The sequence below is a fragment of the Velazquezella soli genome, from assembly GCF_977018685.1.
This window is the reverse complement of record NZ_CDRNXF010000004.1, coordinates 495,633-520,319: the sequence shown is the minus strand read 5'-3', so window position 1 is coordinate 520,319 and position 24,687 is coordinate 495,633. Positions and strand designations below refer to the sequence as shown.

General features: G+C 57.7%; 21 protein-coding genes and 1 tRNA gene. 15 read left to right on the top strand and 7 right to left on the bottom strand.

What is annotated here, in order from left to right; genetic code table 11:
* Positions 1-168: 168 nt before the first annotated feature.
* Positions 169-2,025 carry a hypothetical protein gene (locus AC0JZ8_RS06135; protein WP_471892054.1) on the bottom strand — a complete coding sequence of 619 codons (1,857 nt, stop codon included), beginning with the start codon at positions 2,023-2,025 and terminating at the stop codon, positions 169-171.
* On the bottom strand, positions 1,991-3,031 hold the full coding sequence (locus AC0JZ8_RS06130; protein WP_471892053.1) for a nucleoid-associated protein: 1,041 nt from the start codon (positions 3,029-3,031) through the stop codon (positions 1,991-1,993). The genes AC0JZ8_RS06135 and AC0JZ8_RS06130 overlap by 35 nt, the downstream gene beginning before the upstream one ends.
* A 279-nt stretch (positions 3,032-3,310) precedes the next feature.
* On the opposite strand from AC0JZ8_RS06130, the gene AC0JZ8_RS06125 reads away from it, so the two are divergent.
* Together AC0JZ8_RS06125 and AC0JZ8_RS06120 are read left to right on the top strand one after the other, a co-directional pair.
* On the top strand, positions 3,311-4,288 hold the full coding sequence (locus tag AC0JZ8_RS06125; protein WP_471892052.1) for a hypothetical protein: 978 nt from the start codon (positions 3,311-3,313) through the stop codon (positions 4,286-4,288).
* 270 nt (positions 4,289-4,558) lie between these two features.
* Positions 4,559-5,110 carry a recombinase family protein gene (locus AC0JZ8_RS06120; protein WP_471892051.1) on the top strand — a complete coding sequence of 184 codons (552 nt, stop codon included), beginning with the start codon at positions 4,559-4,561 and terminating at the stop codon, positions 5,108-5,110.
* Positions 5,111-5,378: 268 nt separating this feature from the next.
* On the opposite strand, the gene AC0JZ8_RS06115 is transcribed toward AC0JZ8_RS06120, so the two are convergent.
* The 5 genes from AC0JZ8_RS06115 to AC0JZ8_RS06095 all read right to left on the bottom strand — a co-directional run bounded on the left by AC0JZ8_RS06115 (position 5,379) and on the right by AC0JZ8_RS06095 (position 12,775).
* A complete protein-coding gene (locus AC0JZ8_RS06115; RefSeq protein WP_471892050.1) occupies positions 5,379-7,010 on the bottom strand; it encodes a type I restriction-modification system subunit M in 1,632 nt (543 codons plus the stop codon).
* Complete coding sequence (locus AC0JZ8_RS06110) at positions 7,007-8,146, bottom strand: AAA family ATPase (protein WP_471892049.1); 1,140 nt, start codon at positions 8,144-8,146, stop codon at positions 7,007-7,009. Before AC0JZ8_RS06110 ends, AC0JZ8_RS06115 begins: the two co-directional genes overlap by 4 nt.
* A complete protein-coding gene (locus AC0JZ8_RS06105; RefSeq protein WP_471892048.1) occupies positions 8,143-9,486 on the bottom strand; it encodes a restriction endonuclease subunit S in 1,344 nt (447 codons plus the stop codon). Before AC0JZ8_RS06105 ends, AC0JZ8_RS06110 begins: the two co-directional genes overlap by 4 nt.
* Complete coding sequence (locus tag AC0JZ8_RS06100; protein WP_471892047.1) at positions 9,476-12,499, bottom strand: type I restriction endonuclease subunit R; 3,024 nt, start codon at positions 12,497-12,499, stop codon at positions 9,476-9,478. The genes AC0JZ8_RS06105 and AC0JZ8_RS06100 overlap by 11 nt, the downstream gene beginning before the upstream one ends.
* A gap of 186 nt (positions 12,500-12,685) precedes the next feature.
* Positions 12,686-12,775, bottom strand: a tRNA-Ser gene (locus AC0JZ8_RS06095).
* A 304-nt stretch (positions 12,776-13,079) separates the two neighbouring features.
* Between AC0JZ8_RS06095 and rplU the strand changes: the two genes are divergently transcribed.
* The 13 genes from rplU to AC0JZ8_RS06030 all read left to right on the top strand — a co-directional run bounded on the left by rplU (position 13,080) and on the right by AC0JZ8_RS06030 (position 24,686).
* Entirely contained in the window at positions 13,080-13,391 is a 312-nt protein-coding gene (gene rplU, locus AC0JZ8_RS06090; protein WP_062462732.1) for a 50S ribosomal protein L21, read from the top strand.
* 32 nt (positions 13,392-13,423) lie between these two features.
* Positions 13,424-13,693 (top strand): 50S ribosomal protein L27, encoded by a 270-nt coding sequence (gene rpmA / locus AC0JZ8_RS06085; protein ID WP_062462735.1) that lies wholly within the window; start codon positions 13,424-13,426, stop codon positions 13,691-13,693.
* Between the two features lie 130 nt (positions 13,694-13,823).
* On the top strand, positions 13,824-14,471 hold the full coding sequence (locus AC0JZ8_RS06080) for a GNAT family N-acetyltransferase (protein WP_471892046.1): 648 nt from the start codon (positions 13,824-13,826) through the stop codon (positions 14,469-14,471).
* The gene (locus tag AC0JZ8_RS06075; RefSeq protein ID WP_471892045.1) at positions 14,468-15,073 is read left to right on the top strand and encodes a GNAT family N-acetyltransferase; all 606 of its coding nucleotides are present in this window, start codon (positions 14,468-14,470) and stop codon (positions 15,071-15,073) included. The genes AC0JZ8_RS06080 and AC0JZ8_RS06075 overlap by 4 nt, the downstream gene beginning before the upstream one ends.
* Positions 15,074-15,238: 165 nt before the next feature.
* Complete coding sequence (obgE, locus tag AC0JZ8_RS06070; RefSeq protein ID WP_471892044.1) at positions 15,239-16,300, top strand: GTPase ObgE; 1,062 nt, start codon at positions 15,239-15,241, stop codon at positions 16,298-16,300.
* Positions 16,297-17,514: a glutamate 5-kinase gene (proB, locus tag AC0JZ8_RS06065; protein ID WP_092665088.1), complete on the top strand. Its 1,218-nt coding sequence runs from the start codon at positions 16,297-16,299 to the stop codon at positions 17,512-17,514. Before obgE ends, proB begins: the two co-directional genes overlap by 4 nt.
* On the top strand, positions 17,504-18,784 hold the full coding sequence (locus AC0JZ8_RS06060) for a glutamate-5-semialdehyde dehydrogenase (RefSeq protein WP_471892043.1): 1,281 nt from the start codon (positions 17,504-17,506) through the stop codon (positions 18,782-18,784). The genes proB and AC0JZ8_RS06060 overlap by 11 nt, the downstream gene beginning before the upstream one ends.
* A gap of 37 nt (positions 18,785-18,821) precedes the next feature.
* Positions 18,822-19,418, top strand: a complete 597-nt coding sequence (locus AC0JZ8_RS06055) for a nicotinate-nucleotide adenylyltransferase (protein ID WP_113110014.1) — start codon at positions 18,822-18,824, stop codon at positions 19,416-19,418.
* A 121-nt stretch (positions 19,419-19,539) separates the two neighbouring features.
* Positions 19,540-19,956 (top strand): ribosome silencing factor, encoded by a 417-nt coding sequence (gene rsfS / locus AC0JZ8_RS06050; RefSeq protein WP_062577032.1) that lies wholly within the window; start codon positions 19,540-19,542, stop codon positions 19,954-19,956.
* Positions 19,957-20,070: 114 nt separating this feature from the next.
* On the top strand, positions 20,071-20,553 hold the full coding sequence (gene rlmH / locus AC0JZ8_RS06045; RefSeq protein ID WP_062463039.1) for a 23S rRNA (pseudouridine(1915)-N(3))-methyltransferase RlmH: 483 nt from the start codon (positions 20,071-20,073) through the stop codon (positions 20,551-20,553).
* A gap of 106 nt (positions 20,554-20,659) precedes the next feature.
* The gene (locus tag AC0JZ8_RS06040; RefSeq protein WP_471892042.1) at positions 20,660-22,084 is read left to right on the top strand and encodes a murein hydrolase activator EnvC family protein; all 1,425 of its coding nucleotides are present in this window, start codon (positions 20,660-20,662) and stop codon (positions 22,082-22,084) included.
* Complete coding sequence (locus tag AC0JZ8_RS06035; protein WP_192078880.1) at positions 22,074-23,405, top strand: S41 family peptidase; 1,332 nt, start codon at positions 22,074-22,076, stop codon at positions 23,403-23,405. The genes AC0JZ8_RS06040 and AC0JZ8_RS06035 overlap by 11 nt, the downstream gene beginning before the upstream one ends.
* Before the next feature lie 81 nt (positions 23,406-23,486).
* Positions 23,487-24,686 (top strand): divergent polysaccharide deacetylase family protein, encoded by a 1,200-nt coding sequence (locus AC0JZ8_RS06030; protein WP_245341580.1) that lies wholly within the window; start codon positions 23,487-23,489, stop codon positions 24,684-24,686.
* Position 24,687: the final 1 nt, after the last annotated feature.

The window sequence follows — 24,687 nt, the reverse complement described above, 5'->3', positions numbered from 1 at the left end:
TGGTTTGCAAAAGCGGAAGTTCCAAGAGTACCCTTGCCTCGCAGCTTTCAACAGGACGTTCACGTGTCGGGCTTCGAATGTGACATGCGGAAACCGTTCTGATAGCGCGAGTAAGATATTCCGTAGGCTTAATTCTAACCGCACCGCGCAAGTTCGGCGATGTGCCGGTCATGGATGTGATTTCTGCCCAGATCCCGGTTCGAGTTCGGGTTGTGCATTGGCATTTGGTCTTGGACGACTACCGACTGCCGTGCTTGGTGACAGATTCTCGGTCTGAAACGCTCCAGCGCCAGCAACGGGATCGGACAACTGGTTATTAGGCAAAAGGTTGCTGGGGTTCGTTGCGTTGGTTGAGGTGCCGGACGCCTTGGTAGCGCCGTTACTGTTTGCGTCTTGGTCTGGCTGCGCGGGAACAGCAGGGGTCATGATAGCGAGCACGATCAGCGCGATCACGGTGAGCGCATACGCCGCGATCGCGGCATTGCGAGCACGCAAGTACACCCCCTCGGCCTCTATCAACGGCTGTGTCGCCAATGACTTGAAGTCTTCAGGGTCTACGAACCCGTATAGCTTGACCTGCCACTTGGCTTGGACATTACGAAACAGCGTCATAAATCGGGCATTGGTGAAAAGTACTATCCCCAGGCTGAAGGTCAAATAGACCACCAGGCCGTAAAGCAACGCATCTGCGAAGCCAGCCTCGCCCTTCCCAGGGGTCGCAAGCAGCGCAAAGCGTCCCAGCACGGCAGCGACAACGACTAGCAGGTCGCGCCACAACGTTCCGGTCAGGTCGCGGGTCTGAGTGACGACGCGAGTGACGTCGTCTGCCAGCGTCTTACGCAGGTCTTGAAGAGACTTAAGCGTCTCCTTGCTAGCATCGCGCACATGCATGCGGAACGCCGTCTTTGCGGCTTCAAGCGCACCGGGCGCACGGTCGGCGAAGCTGCTCGCAAAGGGATCCTCGCCAGGCCATTCGCGCGCGAGTTCGTAGACGAATAGCGTATGCCGGATCTCTGCATCGCGGCCCGAGTTAAACACCCACTCGGCCACTTCGGTAATCAGCTTAAAGTCGCGCCTCGGGTCGATCGTCTCCAACGCGGTCCGGAGCTTGCGCTTGCGCGGACCCGTAAGAGTTACGTGCATCTCCCCGTCTTGTTTCCAGACCTCGTCGGCGAGGCATAGGAGCAACTGCGGCAGTACCGCACCGCGCCAAATCTTAAAGACCGCGCTAAGCCGGGCCTCGCTCTGGTCCTCCGTCGTTGTAGCGAGTTCCGCGACGACGGTCGCGGGCGGAACGTCGACAACGGCCGTGGTCGCAGGCGCACGATTGCCTCCAATGGCTCTGCTCTGATAGGAGGCATCTTGCGTCTTGCTTGTTTGCTCGTCTGGTCGATCACTACTCACTCTGAGCGCGTCGGCCGACGCCGCAGCGTCAACCGCCGCCTCTCCGCTTGTCATAAGCTGGGCCGTTTCTTGGACTTCCCCAGCGGATATGGGCGGCACCGCTAGAAGCAGCGGTCCGACCGACAAGGGCACGACTGCCAATTGATCACGCACGATGCGGCGCGGCACGGGCAAGGTCGGCTCGTCGCCCTCAGGTGCATCGGCAACTATCTCAGTCCAGGGCTCGAAGATGCACTGTACCGTGCGGAATGGCAGGAAGTCCTCGGCGACGAGCACGCGTCGGGCAAGCGCGGCCTTGTCGCGATCGTCAATCAGAGTTGTGAGCCCACGGGCGAATAGAAAATAGTAGGTCGAGGCCGTAGGTGCCTTAATAAAGCTTACGCGCACTTCGCCGTCGCTCTCCTCCAGGGCAGAAATCGAAACAGCTTCTCCCAGAGCGTCGATTGCTTCGAAGTCGCCATAACCGCCATTGCGCCAAGCGGCGGCGGCGCCCGCAAGCTCGGCACGCAATGGCGCATCAGGCGTGCCGCGCACGTCCAAGCGATCGATGCGTTCGCTCAGGGATCCACCGCAAGCAGCTAGAGCGTCAGCGCAGGCGCGGACGCGTTTCGGCGTAGTCATCCTCAACCCTAATCCCGCCGGTTTCGATCACGATGCGCTCGCCGCCGCCTGCCAAGGCTTCGCGCCGGACGCGATCTTCAAACTGCCGGTCGTAAATAACTTCGATGCCCTCGTCAGTGACCATATGCTTGCGCCGTGGCCGCGGCACTGCGTCGCGGTCGAAATCGAACACCTCATTTTCGACCCGCGAATTGCGAAGCTCCTTATCGAAGGTAGTGCGCACAGGCGAGTCCTCCGGCAACGGCCCAAATACTGCCGCGAGGAACGGTTCTCGATTGCGGGGATCGAAGCCGGGCTGCGCCTGGACTGCCTCGTAAACGCGCCGGTTGAGCTGGCTCATCACAGCTGGCCCGAGCGTGCCAGCATGCTTACGGGCAGTCCTCTTCGCTATGTCGGAGAGCGTCGTGGTGAGTTGGTTGGCTTGGAACCGGCGCCGGGCGCCCAGGAAGCTAGAGAAATAGCGGGTGATCTTACTGGGCGCTACGCGATCGCGAACTGAAAGCTCGCCGCCCGCTCCGGTAAGACGGATGATTGCCGCCTTCTGCAACGCGTCAGGTGACCGGACGAAGGTGCTGGTCAGCGCGGCGATGAGCGCGCGGCGTAAATCATCCTCCTCCTCGATCGTGTAGGAAAGCACTTCCTCATGATCATATTTGATGATCGCGTAGAGGCGCTCGCCTCCAACGCTAAGGAGGAACATGAGGAAGACACCAACGCTCGCAGCGCCGGAATGCATTGTATTGAACAGGGTCGCAAGATCTTTGGTCTCCTGCGCGAAGCGGCCAGGCTCCTCCTCGATCCGAAGCAGCGACGCCAATACTGGCGACGCGGCGACGAAGTCGAACATGACACCAGAGGACGCCGTCCGGATGCGATCAACGAAGAAGTCAGCATGATCGCCGGGGTCGATTTCTTCGAGCAGCACGAGATTGTGATCCTCTGGTCCGACGACATGGAAAATCATGCGTTCGATGACGATGTCGTTGAGATTACCGGGCTCAATCATGCGGTCGCTCCCCCAAGCTATACCACCAGAGGTATATCAGACACACACACAGCAGCCAATACAGCAGGCTCATGTTCTTTATATGTTCCAAAAAGCTTCGTCAAGGAGAATTGGCGCCAGGCAACCCGTACTCTCAGAAGGATAAGCGGACCATCAGCCGTTCAGGCCGAGAACTTGAATGCAACGAAAGCAAAAATTGGCCGGCTGCAACAGGAGGCTTGATCTAGACGCTTTTCCTACGCGATCCATATTTATCCGATATGGAAACGTCAGAGTAACATGAACCAAGCCGAATTCTGGAAGTCACCTATGCTACCCTTTTCACTCACTAGTGTTCTCGCTACCGCTGCTGCTCCAGTCATTGCTAAGGTGTTAGCTTATGGTGGCGCTTCCACAGTTAAACCCAGCGGCGAAGTCACAGCAGTGCGTACGTTGACACTCGACGGATTTGATGGGATCGCCGCGGCTTGGTCGCCGATCCTTAAAGCTTTAGGCTATAGGATCGACCTTCGGGCAGTTTTTTGCCATTCGCGTCCACACGTTACTTTCGCACCGGTGCCACATCCCAATTACCTCGGCGGAACGACGCCACGACGGTGCGAACTGGCGGACCTATTGATCGTCATTGATCATGTTGATCCCGTTGCCAATGTAGACGAACGGCGCGCTGTGCTGGTTCAAGCGAAGATGCTCAAAGGTGGAATCATCAAACCTTTAGGCAAGGAGTGGGTCCAGCATGAGTTACTTGCTTGGCAACCCGTTTTTACGTTCATTGATAATCGTTACGACACGCGCAGCCGGGACTTCGGCGGGGTCCCAGGGATTGGGTCGCCCGTCTATACTGCCGAATACGGCGGTATAGACCTCACCAGCAGTCCTCCCAAATGGCGGCACGAAGTCGCGCAGAGAACCGCGCCCTGGTTCAAGTTCCCTATTCCACTCGCCGACTATATCGCCGGTATGGCGACAGGAAATGCTGCCTGCAGCCGAGAGGCAGTTAGGGGTGGTTCGGACGATTGGTCGTTCACCGTGGATGAGTTACTTCGGGTGACGGCGGCACGCCCTATGTCTAAGCATAGCAAACTCGCCCGCGGCAATGTCAATGTCATTGGGTTTATTCATGATACGCCTGAACTTGCAAGCGCAGACGATGGAGGCGGTGGCGACGATTCTGAGGTTGGCTCGCCAGATTGGCCTGAAGGTCCAATCAGCACCGTACACCTAACCTTTGGCTCCGCCGATGAGCGGCGGGAGTAGCAGGATAGCTGCTTTGGATTGTCAGGCAATCGGAGCATTGGCAGCTAGATCGGGTACTCGATGGCATCGATCAAGGCCTATCGTATCGCTGCGGAGCCGTTCGTCCGGTTAAGCTGACGCTGCTGCGCTAGTATCGAGCGCACGCGACGTTGTAGCGATGGGGTATACCCTGGCGTGCCATATCGACAGGTGACGGCGGCGCCGTAACATCTGGGTTGACGTACCCTATTTGCGACGAGTTAGTTTCAGGCCTAAAGTTGAAGGTTACACATGGCCCGCATTGGTTACGCTCGCGTCAGTACCATCGATCAGGATCTGCAGGTTCAACATGACCGCCTTCGCGCTGAAGGCTGCGAAATCATTCGTTCCGAGAAAATTTCCGGTGGTAGTCGCGAAGGCCGTACAGAACTAGCAACAATCATCGAGTTCCTTCGCGAAAGTGATGAGCTTGTTGTCACCCGGTTAGATAGGCTTGGCCGCGATACGCGCGATGTGCTCAACATCGTACACGACTGCCAGGAGCGGGGCGCATATGTCACTATCCTCGACCCCCACGTATCAACACGGGGCGAAATGGGACATGTGATTATTACCGTGCTCGGTATGGTCGCTCAGATGGAGCGTCGCTTCATAAAGGAACGACAGCGCGAAGGTATTGAGCGAGCTAAATGCTTGCAGGTCTACAAGGGCGGCAAGGCTCGCCTGGATCACATCCTTATCAAACGACTGCATTCGGAGGGTATGGGTGCTTCGGCAATATCCAAATTGGTAGGGTGCTCTCGTATGCAGGTCTATCGGGTCGTCGATTCGAGGAGCTCTTGAACCTGGCACCACTGAATTCGTAAATTGTGTAAGAACTGGACAAGAGGCCCGCCCTGCCCCGAGCCAAGGCGTATCGACATCCGATCATATTAATCCGCTGCCCACACTCGAGCAGCGAGTTCAAATTCCTCGCGTGAAGTCGCGCCGTTGAACTCGCAAAAACGATAAGAATTCTCCTCAAGCCTAGAGGACTTTGAACTTCCTTTCCCGCAGACAAGAGAGCAAGGCACGGTTGAACCTGCGCCCGTTATCGTATGAAACCCAGGGATCACTTACTAGCGAATGGCAACGGAGGCAGCCCCAATTCCTTTAGAAATCCATTGTGCTTAAGCGCTTCGGTACGGACCTGCTTCTCGATCTCGACCAACTCCCTATGGGTGGCCGCCAACTCAATTTCTTCTTTGCCCACGGCTGTGCTGATGTAGCGAGATATGTTGAGGTTGAAGCCTTCCTTAGCAATTCGGTCCATACTTACGCGCTTGGAGTAACGTTCCTCCTCTGTTCGGAATCGGTAGGTTTCTATGATTCTCTCAATATGATCATCGTTGAGCTGATTCTGACGCTTGCCCTTCGCAAAGTGTTCAGCAGCATTGATGAACAGTACGTCGTCGGGCTTTTTGCACTTCTTAAGAATTAGGATGCAGACGGGGATGCCCGTCGAATAGAAAAGATTTGCAGGCAGTGCGATGACCGTGTCGATATGGCCATCTTTCAACAGCTTTGTTCGGATTCGCTCTTCTGCGCCGCCTCTGAATAACACCCCGTGGGGAAGGATGATGGCCATAACGCCGTCATCTTTCAAATAGTGCAAACCGTGCAGCAGGAAGGCAAAGTCCGCAGCCGACTTGGGCGCCAGCCCGTAGTTCTTGAACCGCACATCGTCGCCCATCGACTCAGTCGGCTCCCAGCGGAGGCTGAAGGGCGGGTTGGCCACGATGGCATCGAAGGACAGCTTCTTGGCGGGGTTCGACTCGCGCAGGATGTCCCAGTCATTGGCCAGCGTGTCGCCGTGGTAGATTTCGAATTCCGTGTCCTTCACGCCATGCAACAGCATATTCATGCGGGCGAGGTTGTAGGTTGTGATGTTCTTTTCCTGGCCGTAGATTTTTCCGATCCCGTGCGGACCCATTCGCTTGCGCACATTCAGCAGCAATGAGCCGGAGCCGCAGGCAAAATCAAGCACGCTGGCGAGCCGCTTTTTCTTTCCGGTTGCAGGCTCCTGGCTGTCCAGTGTTACTATCGCGGAAAGGACGTCTGACACCTGCTGCGGGGTGTAGAACTCGCCTGCCTTCCTTCCGGAGCCGGCAGCGAACTGGCCAATCAGGTATTCATAGGCGTCCCCCAGATGATCTACCTCGGATGAAAATTCAGTCAGCCCGCGGGCAATTTCAGTGATGATCGAACAAAGCTTCTTGTTCTTGTCTTCCTGCGTCTTGCCGAGTTTTTCCGAGTAAAGATTAATCTCTGAGAACAACCCGCCGAACGTGCTCTGGAAGGACTCATTCTCGATATATTTGAAGCCCTCATAGAGCGTCTTGAGCAGCTCACCGTTCTGTCTACGGGCAAGGTCAGCTATGTTATTCCATAAATAGGGCGGCTCGATCACATAGTGCACTTTGCGGCGCATCTGCTTCTCGAACTCGGCTACGTCACCCGAGTTGTCCTCGTACCACGCCTGAAGCGGTGTGTTGGCATCCGTCCGTGCAAGAATAGCCGAAGGATCGGGATAGTCTGCGCCTAGTTCCCGCTGCGCCGCGGCCTCATAGTTGTCTGACAGATATCGTAGGAAGAGAAACGACAGCATGTAGTCCCGGAAATCGTCCGCGTTCATTGCGCCGCGCAGCGTGTCGGCGATGTTCCAGAGCGTCCTGCCAAGTTGCTTCTGAATCTGGTCGTTCATTGTGCGCGAGCCTTCTCTGGGGCATCCACGAGCGCAGCTTCGGCTGCAGGCGCATGAAGTACAAAGTTGTATTTTTCTTTAAGGCCCAAAAACACCCTTTCAAATAGAGCTCGTGGATCATCTTCTAAGAGGTCACCCTCGAAGTAGTATACTTTCCTATGGGAGAGCGTGTTGATCACACGCGCCGCGTCTTCAGGGTCGTTGATCCCAATCTCACGAAGGACATAGCCAAACTGGCCGACCCCTAGGAAAGAGGCGACATTCTCCAAGACCTGCCGGAGCAACGCAAAGTGGAACGCCATCACCTTATTTGCGGCCCAAGCTTGCTCAAGTAGTTGTAGAAGACGCAGGTGATAAAGCAAAACGTCATTACTTGGGCTTTCCAATGAGAGGGCGCCGTTCTTGGTGCTCAGAATGCCAACCTTCGAGTGTTTCTTAAATTTATCGGCTTTCTCGCCTTTTTTTAGCCAATCAGCAAGTATTGCGAAAAATCCAATGTGGTGCGTAGTAATAATGATTTTGCGTTTCTCGAACTGCTCCTCGATAAGATCGAACAGCGTTGAGGCCGTAATAAATATGTTGTGGTCGTCCAAGCTGGACACAGGATCATCGATAAAGAAATGGGACGCTTGCTGATCAGCCCATCCGTCTACCTCAAATAGAGCGAGAAAGAAGCACCAGACGAAAATCCGTTCTTCTCCGCGGGAAATCTTAAAAGCGACTTTATAGATGTTGTTCGGGTCATCTGGATCCGCCTCTTCCTGAAAGAACGACACCGCCTGGATACCGTCTTCGGGATCGTCATAAGGAATGAACTCGAAGCGATAGCCCGGCTTGAAACGGTTCAGCTTGTCGCGCACATTGTCTTCGGTCAAAGAGCTATGAAACCTGTTCAAGCTGCACTTGCGGATATCCAATCGGATGGGCGTCCCGTCGTTCTCGGAATCGTTCTGCCAAATAAACAGATCCTCGCTGTAGGCGTTGTAGTAGACCCCCGCATGTGAGCCATCTTCGGCTTTTGTCGCGTCCTTGTAGGCAACTGACAGCCGCGTCTTGCCTGTTGCGTTAAACGCATAGAGTAGGATGATCTTTTCTCTCGCGTCACGTAGCGAGGTGGCGATTTCCGAGTGGTTCACGATTCAGACTCTTCAATGGACGGGAAAAGCTGCTGCATAAGCCCTTTCTTGTGGGTCTTGAACATGTCGAGCTTTCGTGTCTCGGCGGCGATGAGGTCGTCGAGGGAGGAGAGGCAGTCGGCGATGCGCTGTTGTTCGTCGGTCGTGGTCGGAACAGAAACAACGATGTCGCCGAGCTTGGTTGGTGACGTGTGACGGACTTTCGCTCCGGATGCAGTGTCATGGATGGCCTTACGAACCGGCACTGTATTCAGGACGTGGAAAAAGAAATTGTTTACCCACTTAGCTCCAGGCTTTTTGGTCACAAGGCCGAGTCGTTGATTATGTAGAAACTTGTCAGACTGGGGAACGAGAAGTGGACTGCCGAGCAGACCAGCCGCCTGTTCGGTCATTGCAATCAGCATGTCTCCCTCGCTGAGCACGTAGTCATATGGAATCTCGCCGTTGTAGTATTTCTGCTTTTCGCCTCGGTCCCGGTAACCGCCTTCCTCGTAGAAGTTACCTGGCGTGAGGAGCACATAATCGCCTTCGTTGCTGAAAAACTCACTCTCGAATGCGTAGCCGTGTTTTATGTTGCAGAGCTCGGAGAAAGTCTTTTCCTTCCACTCCCCCGTCCCCTTGAATTCGGAGAAGCGGAGGCGAGGTACGATTTCGCCTTTTTGGGGAAAAAGCTGATGCATCAGGCCCTTCTTGTGGGCCTTCAGCGACTCCACCTTCCGCCCCTGGGCGTCGATCAGCGCATCGGCTGACGCCAGGCAGCTCGCAATTTTTTCCTGCTCTTCAAGAGAAGACGGGCCGCCGGGTATCGGCACAGGCAGGGCCAGTAAGTCTCGGTCATTGATACTCAACGAGCCGTGAGCGCGGGCACCAACCTCTATGAATTTTCGAAGCCACCGCCCGTGTAGATTGCCTAGTAGCAGGTAATTCAAGTACTTTGGGGAAAGCGACGCCCCATTGAGGCGGAAGCAGGTGAATATGCTTTTGGGGACGGCAGCAAGTTCTTCGCCAGTGTAAAGCGCGATGAACCCCTCAGGGTATTCTTTGGTCGCACTCTTATTATAGGCAAAATCATTCTTCTGGAGAACGATGTAGTTCTTGTAAGACTCCCCGGCGATGATCCGTCCAAATTTCTTCATTTGACTGACAAGGCCAACGCCGGAAGTAATGCTCATTGGAATACAAGGCTTGTCCCCAACCTTCGTAGAGCTGATCGATGCCACCGAGCCAAGGGCGACTGTTTCCCACGCTCCAGCTTCTTGAAACTCTGGAAATCTCCGCTCGGGTGTCAAGATATTGCTGCCGCCGCACTTATCGGCAGTGGACGCCACCTTACTGCTCATAAGCGCTCAGCCCCGAAATCTCGCGCCCGCCGGCACGCTTCAACAGAAGTGGCATAAGAGCTGCCATCAGGTCCAGTTCCTTCACTCGTCGCGCCTTCCAGTTCAGGCCAAGGGGTTCCATTAAGTCGGTCAGCCGCTCGCCGTCAAAGATCATGCGTTGCAGGATGGTGTCGACAAAACCTTGTAGCGCATCGATGGCCAGCCCATGCTCAACCGCGATGCCCGCCAGTTCGGCCTCGTTTTTTTCCGCCTTGAAGCGGCTGTAGCCATCGCGGATGGCCTTCTCGCTAAGGCCCTCCCCTGCCTTTAGGGTGTTGATATAGGACGCGATGTCCTCACGTTCGTCCATGAACTTGGCATCGGACTGGATCAGGCCGATCAACTCCTTTCGGCTCATCTTCTGTTTACCCGGTGTAGCCTCAGAATAACGAGCGATCAGACCCATAATGTAGTCATAATCAATGACGGCCGAGGCGAAAAGGACGAACTCGAAATCAAGCCGGTCCGCTTCTTGTGTCGGCTTGTCTGCACCTGCTCCTTGTTGTGGACGAAGCTGTTGAGCCGTTTCTAGATAGGCGCCGCGAAAGCCCAAAAGGTTATCGCGTGGCAGGACTTGTTCAATTGCGTTGCGGTTTTCGTCCGTTAGGTCAGTGTACTGGTCAAGTTGGGTCTTAAGACGCTGGATCTCCTTGAAATGCTCGATGAAGGCCGCGCGGGCCGCGTCTCCTTTAAGGTTAGGCACCTCTTCGGGTGCGCAGTCGAGGCCCTGCGACGTCATGAAGTCATCTAATTTCTGGATGGCGGTCTCCAGTTTTTGGATGACCACAGGCGCCTTATCGACCAGCCAGATTTTGCGGGCCTTTTCGGCTGCAGCCTCGCCCGAGAAGAGGGCGATGGCGGCATCTACCGCGTCCTGCTGTTGGCGGAAGTCGAGGATATTGCCATAGGGCTTTGTGGCGTTCAGTACGCGATTGGTGCGTGAGAAGGCCTGGATCAAGCCATGATGCTTTAGGTTTTTGTCGACGTACAGGGTATTGAGGAATTTGGAGTCAAAGCCGGTCAGCAGCATGTCTACGACAATCGTGATGTCGATCTTGTGGTGCAGTTGGTTTGGGTAAGCCTTCTTCAGGTCGGCATCCGGCCATTGCTGATCTTTAATTCGTTTCTGCACGTCTTGGTAATAAAGATCAAACTCCCCTATCTTGTGGTTTGTGCCGTAGTAGGCATTGTAGTCGGCAATGATCGCCTCTAGCGCTTCCTTCTTCTTCTCCGGTTCTTCCTCATTGTCTGCCTTCTCTGTAGGCAGGTCTTCCTGGATCTGCTTTAAATCAGAATTACTCTCCGCTGGCGGTGAGAAAACACAGGTGATGTTGAGAGGCCGGAACCTTGGATAGGCGTCCAGTTTCTCGGCCTGTATGGTTTTGAAGAGGGCGTGATACTCGATAGCGTCATTGATTGACGATGTAGCGAGCAAGGCATTGAACCGGCGCTGATTGGTAGCTTGGTCATGCTTGGATAGGATAGCTTCTATGACCGCACGCTTGGCAAGAGGCTCGCCTGGCTTGGGCAGCATCTTGTCCCGCGGCTTGAAGTAATCGACGTGGAACCGCAGCACGTTTCCGTCTTCGATGGCATGCGTGATCGTATAGGTATGAAGGCGCTGCTGGAAAACGTCTTCCGTTGTCTTCATGCTAGCTTGTGTATCCTCGATCTTCTGCTGAGCCGCGTTCTGATCGAAAATGGGTGTACCAGTGAAGCCGAAGAGCTGCGCCCGTGGGAAGAATTCCTTGATGGCCTTATGGTTTTCTCCGAATTGCGAACGATGGCATTCATCGAAAATAAACGCGATGCGTTTTTCGCGAAGTGGTTCAAGCTGTTCTTTGAAGCTCTGCTTACCCTCCTTCATATGCTGCTTGTTGCGTTTACTGTTCTCGTCGAGGGCGAGGCCGAGTTTCTGGATGGTACAGACGATGACCTTGTCTGCATAGTCGTCTGAAAGCAGGCGACGGACTAAAGAAGTTGTGTTGGTGTTCTCTTCGACGCAACCTTCTTGGAATTTATTGAATTCCTCGCGCGTCTGCCGATCCAGATCCTTGCGATCCACCACGAAAAGGCACTTCTCGATGTCCGGGTTATCCTTTAACAGCGTTGATGCCTTGAAAGACGTTAGCGTCTTGCCGCTGCCTGTCGTGTGCCAGATATAACCGTTGCCGCAGTCCTGGGAGATTGAGTCAACAATCGCCTTCACAGCATAGACCTGATATGGCCGCATCATCAGGAGCTTCTGCTCACTTGCGACAAGAACCATGTAGCGACTGATTGTTTGACCAAGTGTGCATTTTACCAAAAAGCTCTCAGCGAAGTTGTCGAGATGGATGATTTTCTTATTGTTTACATCCGCGAACTCATAAGCCGGTAGAAAACGCTCTTCGGCATTAAAGGCGAAGTGGCGTGCATTATTGTTCGCAAAATAGAATGTTCTGTCGCGGTTGCTGACAATAAAAATTTGAATGAAACACAGGAGTGTCTTAGTATAGCCATTCCCTGCGTCGTTTTTGTACTCAACGATCTGCTGCATCGCGCGACGAGGACTTATGCCAAGTGTCTTCAGTTCAATCTGAACAACGGGTACACCATTTATAAGCAGAATGACATCGTAACGATGATGACTGTTGTCCGTATTGATGCGGAGCTGATTGACCACCTCGAACGTGTTCTTGCACCAATCGCGGATGTTGACGAGCATGTAGTTGAGCGGCGTGCCATCATCACGGATAAAGCTATTACGCTCGCGCAGGATGCGAGATGCCGCGAATACATCGGCCGTGACGATGTCGTCCAGGATGCGGGTGAATTCGGCGTCTGTGAGTTTCACGCGGTTTAGCGCTTCAAATTTCTCACGAAAATTCCGCTCCAACGAAGCACGGTCGCGGACGTCCGGGCGATGTTCATATTTGAGGTCCTGCAGCTTTGAGACGAGCGAATCTTCAAGGCTGCGTTCAGTGCTAATCATACCGGGTTGTAACTCCGCGCACGTCAGAAGGCCTGGGTGCTGTTTTGTCGATTCGATAAGCATAGCTGTTGCTTGGCAAAAAAAGGAAGCTTGATGCTTGACGAATGCCGCCCACCGCAGCGATTTGAGGGCTTCATTTGACCCGAAGCGAAAAAATGATTTATTTCAAACGCTTGATATGAAGCATGGCGGAGAGGGTGGGATTCGAACCCACGATACGGTTGCCCGTATGCCGCATTTCGAGTGCGGTGCTTTCGACCACTCAGCCACCTCTCCGCTTTGCTGGTCGGCGCATTTGATGCGCGGCTGTCTCATAGCGGCGAAAAATCGGGCTGGCAAGGGGTGAAATGCAAGTCTTCATATCCTTTCGCCTTGACAGTTTTTAGGGCCTCGCGTAAGGCCGGACGCGTCGAAGTCTGGAAAAATGTCCAGATCAGACGTTGCGCGCCAAGGCGCGCAGAAAATCACCGGCAGATGCGTTCTGGAAGATCCTTCTTTCGCAACCCTGCTAAAGCCCGACTGAGAAAAAGACGGCCGTCCCTTTGGGGATAGAGCCGGAACGAACATGAAAGGATAACCAATGTTCGCAGTCATCAAGACCGGCGGTAAACAGTACCGCGTGGCCGCCAACGACGTGCTCACCATCGAAAAGCTGGAAGCAGAAGCTGGCGCAATCGTAGAATTCAACGAAATCCTGGTCATCGGCGTCGGCGCCGATGCCAAGTTCGGCGCTCCCTTCGTTTCGGGTGCGACGGTCAAGGCTGAAGTTGTAGAGCATAACCGTGGCAAGAAGGTTCTTTCCTTCAAGAAGCGTCGCCGCCAGAATTCCAAGCGTATTCGCGGTCATCGCCAGCATCACACGGTCGTCCGCATCACGGACATCCTCGGCTAATCCAGGTTTTCGAAAGTTAAAGGAGAACACCAATGGCACATAAAAAAGCTGGCGGCTCGTCGCGTAACGGTCGCGATTCTCAGTCCAAGCGCCTTGGCGTGAAGAAGTTCGGTGGCGAAGTCGTCATTCCGGGCAACATTATCGTGCGTCAGCGCGGCACGCAGTGGCATCCGGGCGCCAATGTCGGCATCGGCACAGACCACACGATCTTCGCACTGACGGCAGGCAACGTGAATTACCGTACGCGCGCTAATGGCCGCGTATACGTGTCCGTTATGCCGAAAGCCGAAGCCGCAGAATAAAGCCGGCAAGCGTTAAGCAACCGGCGTCTCATCGACCCGGTTGAACGTTTGAAGGTTCAGTCAAAGAAAAGGGGAGATGGGGCGCTACCCATCTTCCCTTTTTCTTTTATCCCTCAAAGGAGACTGAACCATGCAAGGCGAATTAGTAAGGGCTGGCCAATTACGGCCGCCGGAAACAAGACCAGAGGAACGGCTCAGGCCGGACCGGTTGAGAAGCGATTGCCCCGTCTTACCGTCGCAGAGCCTTGTTCTGCGCGCACCGCACGAAGACGATATTGACGCACTTGCCCATCTCGCCAACAATGCGAACATTGCGACCATGGTGTCGCGCATGCCGCATCCCTACACGTCTAAAGACGCGGCCGATTTCGTGCGACGCACGAATGCGGGCGAGATTGGCAAATGCGTTTATGCCGTGACCCGAGCTGACAATGGCCAGTTTCTCGGCTGCTGCGCGCTCGAACCCCAGGTTGACGAACGAACCCTCGAAATCGGCTACTGGCTGGGCGAACCCCACTGGAACAAGGGCTATGCCACGGAAGCGGCGCATGCGCTGATCGACATGGCCTTCCGCACCCGCAGCCATATCGATCACATCGATGCCCGTTGCCGGGTCACCAATATCGCGTCGAAGCGGGTGATCCAGAAATGCGGCTTCCAGTTCCAGGGCACCGGCATGATCGAATGCCTGGCGGTGGGCGGAATGGTCCCCGTCGAATGGTTCCGGCTGGACCGCAAGACATGGATGTCGCTGAGAAGCTGGGGAGAGCTGAGATGAGTGCCGTCGTTCTCGAAAAGGCAAAAGCGGTTCGCACTGAGCCTGGCCCCTGCCCTGAAATCGTCACGCAACGCCTGACGCTTCGCCCGCACCGCCTGTCGGATGCGGCAGCGATTGCCGAAACGCTTTGCGATTTCAAGGTCAGCCGCATGCTGTCGCGTGTTCCGCAGCCTTATGACCGTCAGGATGCGCTCGACTGGCTGGTGCCGCAAACTTCGGGCATCCTGCCGAACTGGCAGCTGGCGATCACCACCGGCGACGATGTGCATATCGGCGTTGTCGGCCTGGAACTCAGGCACGGCCGCTGGCATCTCGGTTACTGGCTGAACCGCCTCTATTGGGATCGCGGCTATATGAGCGAGGCAGCGTCGGGGGTCCTCGACCGCTTCTTCCGCCGCATGCCGGACACTGTCGTCCATTCGGGCGCGTTTGCCGACAATCTCGGTTCGCTCAATGTGCAGACAAAGCTCGGCTTCCGCATCACAGGCGCAAGCGATGTGTTCAACCGCGCCCGCAATGTCATGGTGCCGCATATCGAGACGGAGCTTGCCCCGGAGGATTTCCGGCTTCTGGCCCCCGCTCCCCGGCATGATCGCGCCTGATCATGCCTTGATCACGATCGGCCCCGGCGGATGCCTTGTCCGCCGGGGCCGTTTTCAGCGCATTCTGTCGATAGGCTTTGACCTAAAGCCTGTCGGACGGTATCGAAAACCTTAAGTACGTCCCGCCGGAGAGCGGGAGCGACCAAGAACAGGACTACCAGACCGATGAAATTTCTCGACGAAGCAAAAGTCTATATCCGCTCCGGTGACGGCGGCGCGGGCGCAGTTTCGTTCCGACGGGAAAAGTTCGTCGAATTCGGTGGACCTGATGGTGGCGATGGCGGCCGTGGTGGCGACGTGTGGGTCGAAGCCGTCAATGGCCTCAACACGCTGATCGATTTCCGTTTCCAGCAGCATTACAAGGCAAAGGTCGGCATCCACGGCATGGGCCGCAACCGCACCGGCGCCAATGGCGACAGTGTCACGCTCAAGGTTCCGGTCGGCACGCAGATCTTCGAGGAAGACAACGAAACGCTGATCATCGACATGACCAAGGAGGGTCAGCGGTTCAGGCTTGCCAAGGGCGGCAATGGCGGCTTCGGCAACACGCATTTCAAGAACGCCACCAACCAGGCACCGAACTGGGCAAACCCTGGCCTTGAGGGCGAGGAAGCCACCATCTGGCTGCGGCTGAAGCTGATTGCCGATGCAGGACTTGTCGGCCTTCCGAATGCCGGAAAATCCACCTTCCTGGCCTCGGTTACCCGCGCCCGCCCGAAGATCGCAAACTATCCCTTCACCACGCTGCACCCGAACCTCGGTGTCGCCACGATCGACGGCCGCGAGTTTGTTCTCGCCGATATTCCGGGCCTGATCGAAGGCGCTCATGAAGGCGTTGGCATCGGCGATCGCTTTCTTGGCCATGTGGAACGCACCCGCGTTCTGCTGCACCTCGTGTCTTCCATCGAGGAAGAAGTCGGCAAGGCCTACAAGACGGTCAAGACCGAGCTTCAGGCCTATGGTGGCGGTCTGACCGACAAGCGCGAAATCGTTGCGCTGTCGCAGATCGATGTGCTCGACGAGAAGGAACTGAAGAAGAAGGCCAAGGAGCTTGAGAAAGCCTGCGGCCAAAAACCTTTCCTGATCTCCGCCATCACCGGCACGGGCATGACCGATGTTCTGCGCGCGCTCCGCGATGTCATCGTCGCGGCAAGCGTGGGCCAGGACACGGCCCTGCCGAACCGCTCCGTTCCTGTTCAGGAGTTCGACGAGGACGTCGACGAATGACGCCCGGCCACGAGATCGGTCACAAGCAAGTCTCTTCCGGGCAAGCCGGCGGTCGCAAGCCGCTCGGCGACCATCGCCGGATCGTCATCAAGATCGGCTCGGCCCTCTTGGTCGATCGCAAGACCGGCCTGAAATCTCCGTGGCTCGACGCGATCTGCGCCGATATCGCCGCGCTTAGGGCGAAGGGTATCGATGTTCTCGTCGTCTCCTCCGGCGCGATCGCCCTCGGCCGTACCGTGCTGAACCTTCCCCACGGCGCCCTCAAACTGGAGGAAAGCCAGGCAGCGGCAGCCGTCGGCCAGATCGCGCTTGCCCGCGCCTGGTCGGAAAGCCTGTCGCGGGACGGGATCGTCGCGGGACAGATCCTGCTGACGCTGGGCGATACGGAAGAGCGTCGCCGCTATCTCAACGCCCGTGCCACAATCAACCAGCTTTTGAAGATCGGCGCTGTCCCGATCATCAACGAAAACGACACCGTCGCGACATCCGAAATCCGCTACGGCGACAACGACCGGCTTGCCGCGCGCGTCGCCACCATGACCGGCGCCGACCTTCTGGTTCTCCTGTCGGATATCGACGGGCTCTACACGGCACCGCCGCATCTCGATCCGGACGCGCAGTTTCTCGATATCATCAATGTCATCACGCCCGAGATCGAGGCGATGGCAGGCGGTGCGGCCTCCGAACTGTCGCGCGGCGGCATGCGCACCAAGATCGACGCCGGCAAGATCGCGACGACTGCGGGCTGCGCCATGATCATCGCATCCGGCAAGCCCGATCATCCGCTGCGCGCCATCGAACAGGGCGCGCGATCCTCCTGGTTTGCCCCATCCGGCACACCGGTGACTGCCCGCAAGACCTGGATTGCCGGGCAGTTGCAGCCAGCCGGCGAACTTGTCGTCGACGAAGGCGCCGAACGCGCGCTGGGATCTGGCAAAAGTCTGCTGCCCGCAGGCGTGCGCCGCATCGAGGGCAATTTCCACCGGGGCGATACGGTCGCGATCATCGGCGCGGAAGGCCGCGAGATTGCCCGCGGTCTTGTCAGCTACGATGCCGACGAGGCACGCCAGATCACCGGCCGCAAATCGGCGGAAATCGAAGCCATTCTGGGCTATGCCGGCCGTGCCGCCATGGTCCATCGCGACGACCTTGTCATGACAGGCGCGATCAGGCGCACGACCACCCGCAAGGAGGATGCCGTCCATGTTGGATAAGGTCCAGACGACCGACGTTGCCGCAATCATGGATGCGATCGGCGTCAACGCAAAGGCTGCAGCCGGCGCATTGGCAACGGCATCGACCGAGCAGAAGAACGATGCGCTCAATGCCATGGCCGATCTGGTGCTCGCCAACAGCGCCGCGATCCTAAGCGCCAATGCTGAAGATCTCCGCAACATCGAGGGCAAGGGGCTCCTGCCCTCCTTCATCGACCGGCTGACGCTGACGGAAAAGTCGATCGCCGGCATGGCGGAGGCGCTTCGCGAAATCGCCGCGATCAAGGATCCGGTCGGCGAAGTGATCGCCGCCTGGGATCGCCCGAACGGGCTTCATATCGAACGTGTCCGTACGCCGCTCGGCGTGATCGGCGTCATCTACGAGAGCCGCCCGAATGTGACGGCAGACGCCGGCGCGCTCTGCCTCAAGGCCGGCAATGCGGTGATCCTGCGCGGCGGCTCGGATTCCATTCATTCATCGCAGGCGATCCATCACTGCCTGGTGGCGGGACTGAAGCAGGCGGGTCTTCCCGAACATGCGATCCAGCTCGTGCCGACGACCGATCGGGCTGCCGTTGGTGCCATGCTGTCGGGCTTGTCCGGCGCCATTGACGTCATCGTTCCCAGGGGCGGCAAAAGCCTGGTTGCCCGCGTCCAGTCCGAAGCCCGCGTGCCGGTCTTTGCGCATCTGGAAGGCCTTTGCCACATCTATGTCGACGCGTCAGCGGATCTGGAAATGGCAAAAGCGATCGTCGTCAACGCCAAGATGCGGCGCACCGGCGTCTGTGGTGCGGCCGAAACGCTGCTGGTCGACAGCGCCGCGATCGGCACGCACCTGATGCCGGTGCTGGAAGCGCTGACACAAGCCGGCTGCGAAATCCGCGCTTCGGCGGCCGTGCTCAAGGTTCACCCGGGATTCAAGCCGGCGAACGAGGAAGACTGGCACACCGAATATCTCGATGCCGTCATATCGGTGGCGATCGTCGATGGAATTTCCGGTGCGATCCGCCACATCAACACCTATTCGTCCAGCCACACCGAAGCGGTGATTGCGGAAGATCCGGCCGTGGTCGCGCGCTTCTTCAACGAGATCGATTCGGCGATCCTGCTCCACAACGCGTCTACCCAGTTTGCCGATGGCGGTGAATTCGGCATGGGCGGCGAGATCGGCATTTCCACGGGCAAGATGCATGCGCGCGGCCCTGTTGGCGTCGAACAGCTGACCTCGTTCAAATACAAGGTGCACGGCACCGGCCAGATCCGGCCCTGACGTGACGATAGAGCGGATCGAAAGACGCCATCTCGCCATGCCGCATGTGGAACGGGGCATGGCCGTCGGCCTTTTCGGCGGTTCGTTCAATCCTCCGCATGAAGGCCACCTTCTGGTCGCCGAAATCGCCCTTCGCCGCCTAGGCCTCGATCAGCTGTGGTGGATGGTGACGCCAGGCAATCCGCTGAAAAGCCGGTCGGAACTCGCGTCCCTCCCCGACCGCATCGCCATGAGCGAGCGGCTGATCCAGGATCCGCGCATCAAGGTCACCGCATTCGAGAAAGCACTCGGCGGCGCCTATACCGCCGATACGCTCTCCTTCGTCAAGGCGCGCAATCCGCATATCCATTTCATCTGGATCATGGGTGCAGACAGCCTCAGGACCTTTCACCATTGGCAGAAGTGGCAGGAGATCGTCTCTACCTTCCCGATCGCCGTGATAGACCGGCCGGGTGCCACCCTTTCCTTCCTGTCATCAAAGATGGCCCGCACATTCCAGCATGCCCGTGTCGACGAGACAGATGCCGGTACGCTGTGGAAGCGCCGTCCGCCCGCTTGGACCTTCATCCACGGTCCGCGTTCGGCCCTCAGTTCAACGGCAATCCGGGCATCGGGAAAGACTTCCGATTCCTAAAACTGGAACATTCCGATCACTTGAAAGATAAAGCATTCAATGCCACCTTCCTTATGCGGCCGGTCATCAGACGGGATTCGCGCGAAGAGGATGTTGCTGTTACCGGACGAAAGGAACGACCCTGACAACAGTACACGCCAAGGGAAGGACGGCCTCCGTCATTCCGCAGAGCCTGGAACGTGGCGATGATGCCGCCGCCCATGCCCTCGATCAGGTCCTCACGAGCCTCGAGGACTCCAAAGCAGAAGATATCGTCACCATCAATATTGCCGGAAAATCCGCTCTCGGAGACTACATGGTCGTCGTCTCCGGACGATCGAGCCGGCATGTCATGGCGATCTGCGATCACCTCATCACCGACCTGAAAGCAGAGGGCCTCGGCGGGGCCCGTGTCGAAGGCATGGAGACGGGTGATTGGGTGCTGATTGACACTGGTGATATCATCATCCATGTGTTCCGTCCCGAAATCCGTGAGTTCTACAACATCGAAAAGATGTGGGCCGCTCCGGATGTCGAGGAAGGCACAGTGCTTCACTAACAGGCCGGGGCGTTCCTGAGCTGACAAGGGGCGACGATTGCATGCTGACGGCGGCGCGTTGACGACGTGGCGGCGCAGTGGCAGCCGAGAGCTCTGAAAACAACGGATCAGGACATGCGCATCAGCCTTTTTGCCGTGGGACGGCTCAAAGCCGGACCGGAGAAGGATCTTGCGTCCCGTTACCTCGACCGTTTCTCCAAGGCCGGGCCCGCGATCGGGCTCGAACTTGCCAGGATGATCGAAGTGCCGGAAAGCCGCGCCTCCAATGCTGAAACGCGCAAGCGCGAGGAAGCGGCCGCTCTCGAAAAGGCCCTTCCCGATGGCGCCATCCTCGTTCTGCTTGATGAACGCGGCAAGGCGCTGGACAGCGAGGCATTTGCCGGCCTGATCGACAAATACAAGGACGGCGGCAAGCGCGACATGATGCTTGCTATCGGCGGCGCCGATGGGCTCGACCCCGATCTTCGCGCACGCGCCGATGTCGTCCTCAATCTCGGCTCGATGACCTGGCCGCACCAGCTGGTCCGCATTCTCATAGCCGAACAGCTTTATCGCGCCGTGACCATCCTTTCAGGCCATCCCTACCACCGCGTTTAGACTTCGTTTACCTTCCGGGCCGATGTTGCGAAACACGATGTTGTTTATGGCTGGCCCCGGCGAATCAGCCTAGCCTTCGCAGGTCCGCTGCAGATTCGAGAACGCAATGACGATCAGGAGAGCCATAGCCCTGGGCCTTGCGCTGCCAGCGATGGCATCGGCGCTTGCCTTCGCGCCTCTCCGTCTGCCGCCCTTTCACTGGATTGCCTTAGCACAGGAAGCGGCACCGCCTGCGGCCCAGCCCTCCCCGCCCGCGACCGAAGCCTTGGCGGATCCGACCGCCGATCTCCAGAAGAGACGGAATGAGACCCGCGGCGAGCTGGAAGTGCTGGCTAAAAGCATGAGCCTTTCGTCGGAAAAGGTCGCTCAGATCGAGCACAGCATTTCCGGCATCAAGAAGACGTCTGCAGATATGCGCCAGGCCCTGATCGATTCAGCCGCGCGGCGCAAGGATCTGCAGTCGAAGATCCAGGTGAGCGAAGACAAGCTCGCTTCGCTGAAAGTGCAGGAAGACAAGATCCGCGTGGCCTTGAGGGGGCGTCGCTCCATTCTCGCCGAAGTGCTGGGTGCTCTGGAGCGCATGGGCCGCAGCCCGCCGCCGGCGCTGCTCGTCTCCCCCGATGACGCGCTCGGCTCCGTCAGAAGCGCGATCCTGCTCGGCGCCGTCGTGCCCGGCATGCGGGCGGAGGCCGAAAGGCTGGTCACAGATCTTCAAAATCTCGCGAGCCTTCAGGCAGAGGCGGCCAAGGAAAAGGAAGCCGTCTCGCAAACCATCACGGCAGGCGTCGAGGAAGAGCGGCGCATGAACCTGCTGCTCGCCGAGAACGCCAAGCTGAATGCCGAGAACGAAAGACAGCTGGCCGCAGAACGCGCGCGTTCTCAGGAACTTGTTGGCCGCGCCACCTCGCTTCAGGATCTCATTCAGGGGCTTGAGGGACAGATCGCATCCGTGCGCGAAGGCATGGATCTGGCCCGTGCCGAGGAAGAGCGTCGGCGGCAGATGTCCGAAGAGGAACGCGAGAAAGCCCGGCAATTGGCCGAAAGCGGTGTGCCCGACAAAAACCGCATTGCGCCCGCATACGCGTTTTCAAGCCTCAGGCAAAAACTGGAGCTTCCAGTTGCCGGCGAAATATTGCGTGCGTTCGGCGATGCAGACGGGACGGGACACCCGGCACGCGGTATGACCGTGGCCTCCAACCCCGGCGCAGTGGTGACGGCACCGGCCGATGGGCTGGTCGTGTTTGCCGGTGCATTCCGGAGCTATGGCCAGATGATCATCCTGAACGCCGGCGACGGCTATCATGTTGTTCTGGCAGGAATGGACATGGTCAACGCGCGGCAGGGCAAGTTTGTCTTTGCTGGCGAACCGATCGCTGCCATGGGTGAGAAAAGAGTAGCAAGTGCGACTGCGTTGGCGCTGGAAACGGATCGCCCGACGCTTTACATTGAATTCCGAAAAGACGGCACTCCGGTTGATTCTAAACCGTGGTGGGCCAGCAAAGAAACTGGAAGGGCGCGAAATGATTCGTAGGGCTTCTCTTGTCATCGTCGGAGCACTGTTGGGTGCGACCGCGATGAGCGTCATTTATTCGGCCGGTGTCCCGGCTCAGGCCGCCGGGGCTTCCACCTATAAGGAACTGTCGATCTTCGGCGACGTGTTCGAGCGGGTTCGCGCCCAGTATGTGACGCCACCGGATGAAAACAAGCTGGTCGAAAATGCCATCAATGGCATGCTGAGCTCGCTGGATCCGCATTCGAGCTTCATGAATTCCAAAGATGCCGAAGACATGCGCACCCAGACGCGCGGTGAATTCGGCGGTCTTGGCATCGAAGTGACGATGGAGAACGAGCTCGTCAAGGTCATCACTCCGATCGACGACACGCCGGCATCCAAGGCTGGCATTCTTGCCGGCGACTTCATTACTGAAATCGATGGCCAGGCTGTTCGCGGCCTGAAACTTGAGGACGCCGTCGAAAAGATGCGCGGCGCCGTCAACACACCCATCAAGCTGACCGTCATCCGTCAGGGTGCCGACAAGCCACTCGACATCACCGTCATGCGCGACATCATCGCCGTGCGCGCCGTCAAATCGCGCGTCGAAGCTGGCGACATCGGCTATGTGCGCGTCATCTCGTTTACCGAGAAGACCTATGACGATCTCGAAAAGGCGATCAAGAAGATCAAGGCTGACGTGCCTGCCGACAAGCTGAAGGGCTTCGTGCTTGACCTGCGGCTCAACCCGGGCGGTCTGCTGGACCAGGCGATCAACGTCTCCGATGCGTTCCTGGAACGCGGCGAAGTGGTTTCCACCCGTGGCCGCAACGCAGATGAGACACGCCGCTTCAATGCCGGCCCTGGCGACCTGACCGATGGCAAGCCGGTGGTCGTGCTGGTAAACGGCGGCTCGGCTTCCGCATCTGAAATCGTCGCCGGTGCCCTTCAGGACCTGAAGCGCGCGACCGTTGTCGGGACCCGCTCGTTCGGTAAGGGCTCCGTCCAGACGATCATTCCGCTTGGTGAATCCGGTGCGCTGCGTCTGACGACGGCGCTCTACTATACGCCATCGGGCAAGTCGATCCAGGGAACGGGCATCACGCCTGACATCAAGGTCGAACAGCCGCTGCCGCCGGAACTGCAGGGCAAGGTCCGCGCCGAAGGCGAATCCAGCCTCAAGGGCCATATCCAGGGCGCGGCCGAAACAGACGAAGGTTCCGGTTCGGCTGCCTATGTGCCGCCGGAAACCAAGGACGACCTGCAGCTGAACTATGCCATGGACCTGCTGCATGGGACAAAGACAGACCCGTCCTTCCCGGCAAGCCCCGACAAGGCTGCGGCCGCCGTCAAGAACTAATCAGGCAAACCGGTCAGGCGGCTGTTTCATCACAGCCGCCTGACCGCATTCATTTCGGCAGCGCAGACGCGGGCATATCCCTTGGGCAGCGATCTCCATGCACCGCTCGGTCAAAACCGGCCGCCGAAGCGACGAACGGCGCGTCGCCTGTCGGCCGTTGCCGTTTTAGGAAGCATCGGCGTGATTGCCGTCGTCGGCTTGTCGATCTATGCGATGCGAAACGACCCTCAGCTTGAGCGCATCGCCTCGAGCGAGCCCCCCTCCTCCACGGCGATCGCCCCCAAGACACCTGCCGATGATGCAGTTTCTCCCGAAAATGCCAACCCCAACGGCATGCCCCGGTCCAATCCGAATTCCGGCGCGACCATTGAGCAGAACCGGATGGCGGACGGCTCGGTCGTGACAAAATACACGCCGCGCGCAAGGGATGGAAACGGTCCCGTCCTTATCAATGCCCAGAGAATTGGCCAGGACCCGCGATTTGCGGCAGAGCCGAATACGTCTCTTCTGGAAGACACGGAATACGGCAAACTGCCGATCCTCGGCGAGGATGGCATGCGACCCATGGACCAGTATGCACGACCCTGGTCCGGCGCCCGCGGCACAAGGATCGCGATCGTGGTCGGTGGCCTCGGCCTCAGCCAGACGGGCACCCAGCGCGCAATCCAGCAACTGCCGCCAAGCGTAACGCTGGGCCTTGCTGCAAGCGGCAACAGCCTGCAGCGCTGGATGCAGGAAGCGCGCCGCGCGGGCCACGAAATCCTCATCCAGGTCCCGTTCGAGCCTTACGACTATCCGGCCAACGACCCCGGACCAGGCACGCTTCTCGTCAAGGATCCTGCCGCAAAGAACCTTGAGCGACTGCATGTGGCGATGGGCGAGATCACCAACTATACGGGGATCATGAACTACCAGGGCGGCCGCTATCTCTCCGACGTCAAGGCGCTTGAGCCTGTCCTGCGCGACATGGCCTCCCGCGGCCTGCTGTTCCTCGATGACGGCACCTCGGCCCAGTCGAAGACGGAGGTGCTGGCAAAGGCGATGCAACTGCCGCACGCCTTCGGTGACCTGACCCTGGACGGTCAGCTTCAATCCGACGCGATCCTCAAGAAACTTGACGAACTGGAGCGGATAGCCCAACGCAAGGGAACGGCAATCGGCATCGCCTCCGCCTTCGACGAGAGCATCGCGGCGATCCGCAAATGGGCCGACGAAGCCTCGCAACGCGGTGTAGAAATCGTCGGTGTATCGACGCTTGCCCGCGAGAGCGTGGCACCTTGAA

What these genes read in the sequence shown, in the direction of transcription:
- AC0JZ8_RS06135 (WP_471892054.1), bottom strand. Translation starts at nt 2,025, where the DNA reads ATGACTACGCCGAAACGCGTCCGCGCCTGCGCTGACGCTCTAGCTGCT.
- AC0JZ8_RS06130 (WP_471892053.1), bottom strand. Translation starts at nt 3,031, where the DNA reads ATGATTGAGCCCGGTAATCTCAACGACATCGTCATCGAACGCATGATT.
- AC0JZ8_RS06125 (WP_471892052.1), top strand. Translation starts at nt 3,311, where the DNA reads ATGAACCAAGCCGAATTCTGGAAGTCACCTATGCTACCCTTTTCACTC.
- AC0JZ8_RS06120 (WP_471892051.1), top strand. Translation starts at nt 4,559, where the DNA reads ATGGCCCGCATTGGTTACGCTCGCGTCAGTACCATCGATCAGGATCTG.
- AC0JZ8_RS06115 (WP_471892050.1), bottom strand. Translation starts at nt 7,010, where the DNA reads ATGAACGACCAGATTCAGAAGCAACTTGGCAGGACGCTCTGGAACATC.
- AC0JZ8_RS06105 (WP_471892048.1), bottom strand. Translation starts at nt 9,486, where the DNA reads ATGAGCAGTAAGGTGGCGTCCACTGCCGATAAGTGCGGCGGCAGCAAT.
- AC0JZ8_RS06100 (WP_471892047.1), bottom strand. Translation starts at nt 12,499, where the DNA reads ATGATTAGCACTGAACGCAGCCTTGAAGATTCGCTCGTCTCAAAGCTG.
- rplU (WP_062462732.1), top strand. Translation starts at nt 13,080, where the DNA reads ATGTTCGCAGTCATCAAGACCGGCGGTAAACAGTACCGCGTGGCCGCC.
- rpmA (WP_062462735.1), top strand. Translation starts at nt 13,424, where the DNA reads ATGGCACATAAAAAAGCTGGCGGCTCGTCGCGTAACGGTCGCGATTCT.
- AC0JZ8_RS06080 (WP_471892046.1), top strand. Translation starts at nt 13,824, where the DNA reads ATGCAAGGCGAATTAGTAAGGGCTGGCCAATTACGGCCGCCGGAAACA.
- AC0JZ8_RS06075 (WP_471892045.1), top strand. Translation starts at nt 14,468, where the DNA reads ATGAGTGCCGTCGTTCTCGAAAAGGCAAAAGCGGTTCGCACTGAGCCT.
- obgE (WP_471892044.1), top strand. Translation starts at nt 15,239, where the DNA reads ATGAAATTTCTCGACGAAGCAAAAGTCTATATCCGCTCCGGTGACGGC.
- proB (WP_092665088.1), top strand. Translation starts at nt 16,297, where the DNA reads ATGACGCCCGGCCACGAGATCGGTCACAAGCAAGTCTCTTCCGGGCAA.
- AC0JZ8_RS06060 (WP_471892043.1), top strand. Translation starts at nt 17,504, where the DNA reads ATGTTGGATAAGGTCCAGACGACCGACGTTGCCGCAATCATGGATGCG.
- AC0JZ8_RS06055 (WP_113110014.1), top strand. Translation starts at nt 18,822, where the DNA reads ATGCCGCATGTGGAACGGGGCATGGCCGTCGGCCTTTTCGGCGGTTCG.
- rlmH (WP_062463039.1), top strand. Translation starts at nt 20,071, where the DNA reads ATGCGCATCAGCCTTTTTGCCGTGGGACGGCTCAAAGCCGGACCGGAG.
- AC0JZ8_RS06040 (WP_471892042.1), top strand. Translation starts at nt 20,660, where the DNA reads ATGACGATCAGGAGAGCCATAGCCCTGGGCCTTGCGCTGCCAGCGATG.
- AC0JZ8_RS06035 (WP_192078880.1), top strand. Translation starts at nt 22,074, where the DNA reads ATGATTCGTAGGGCTTCTCTTGTCATCGTCGGAGCACTGTTGGGTGCG.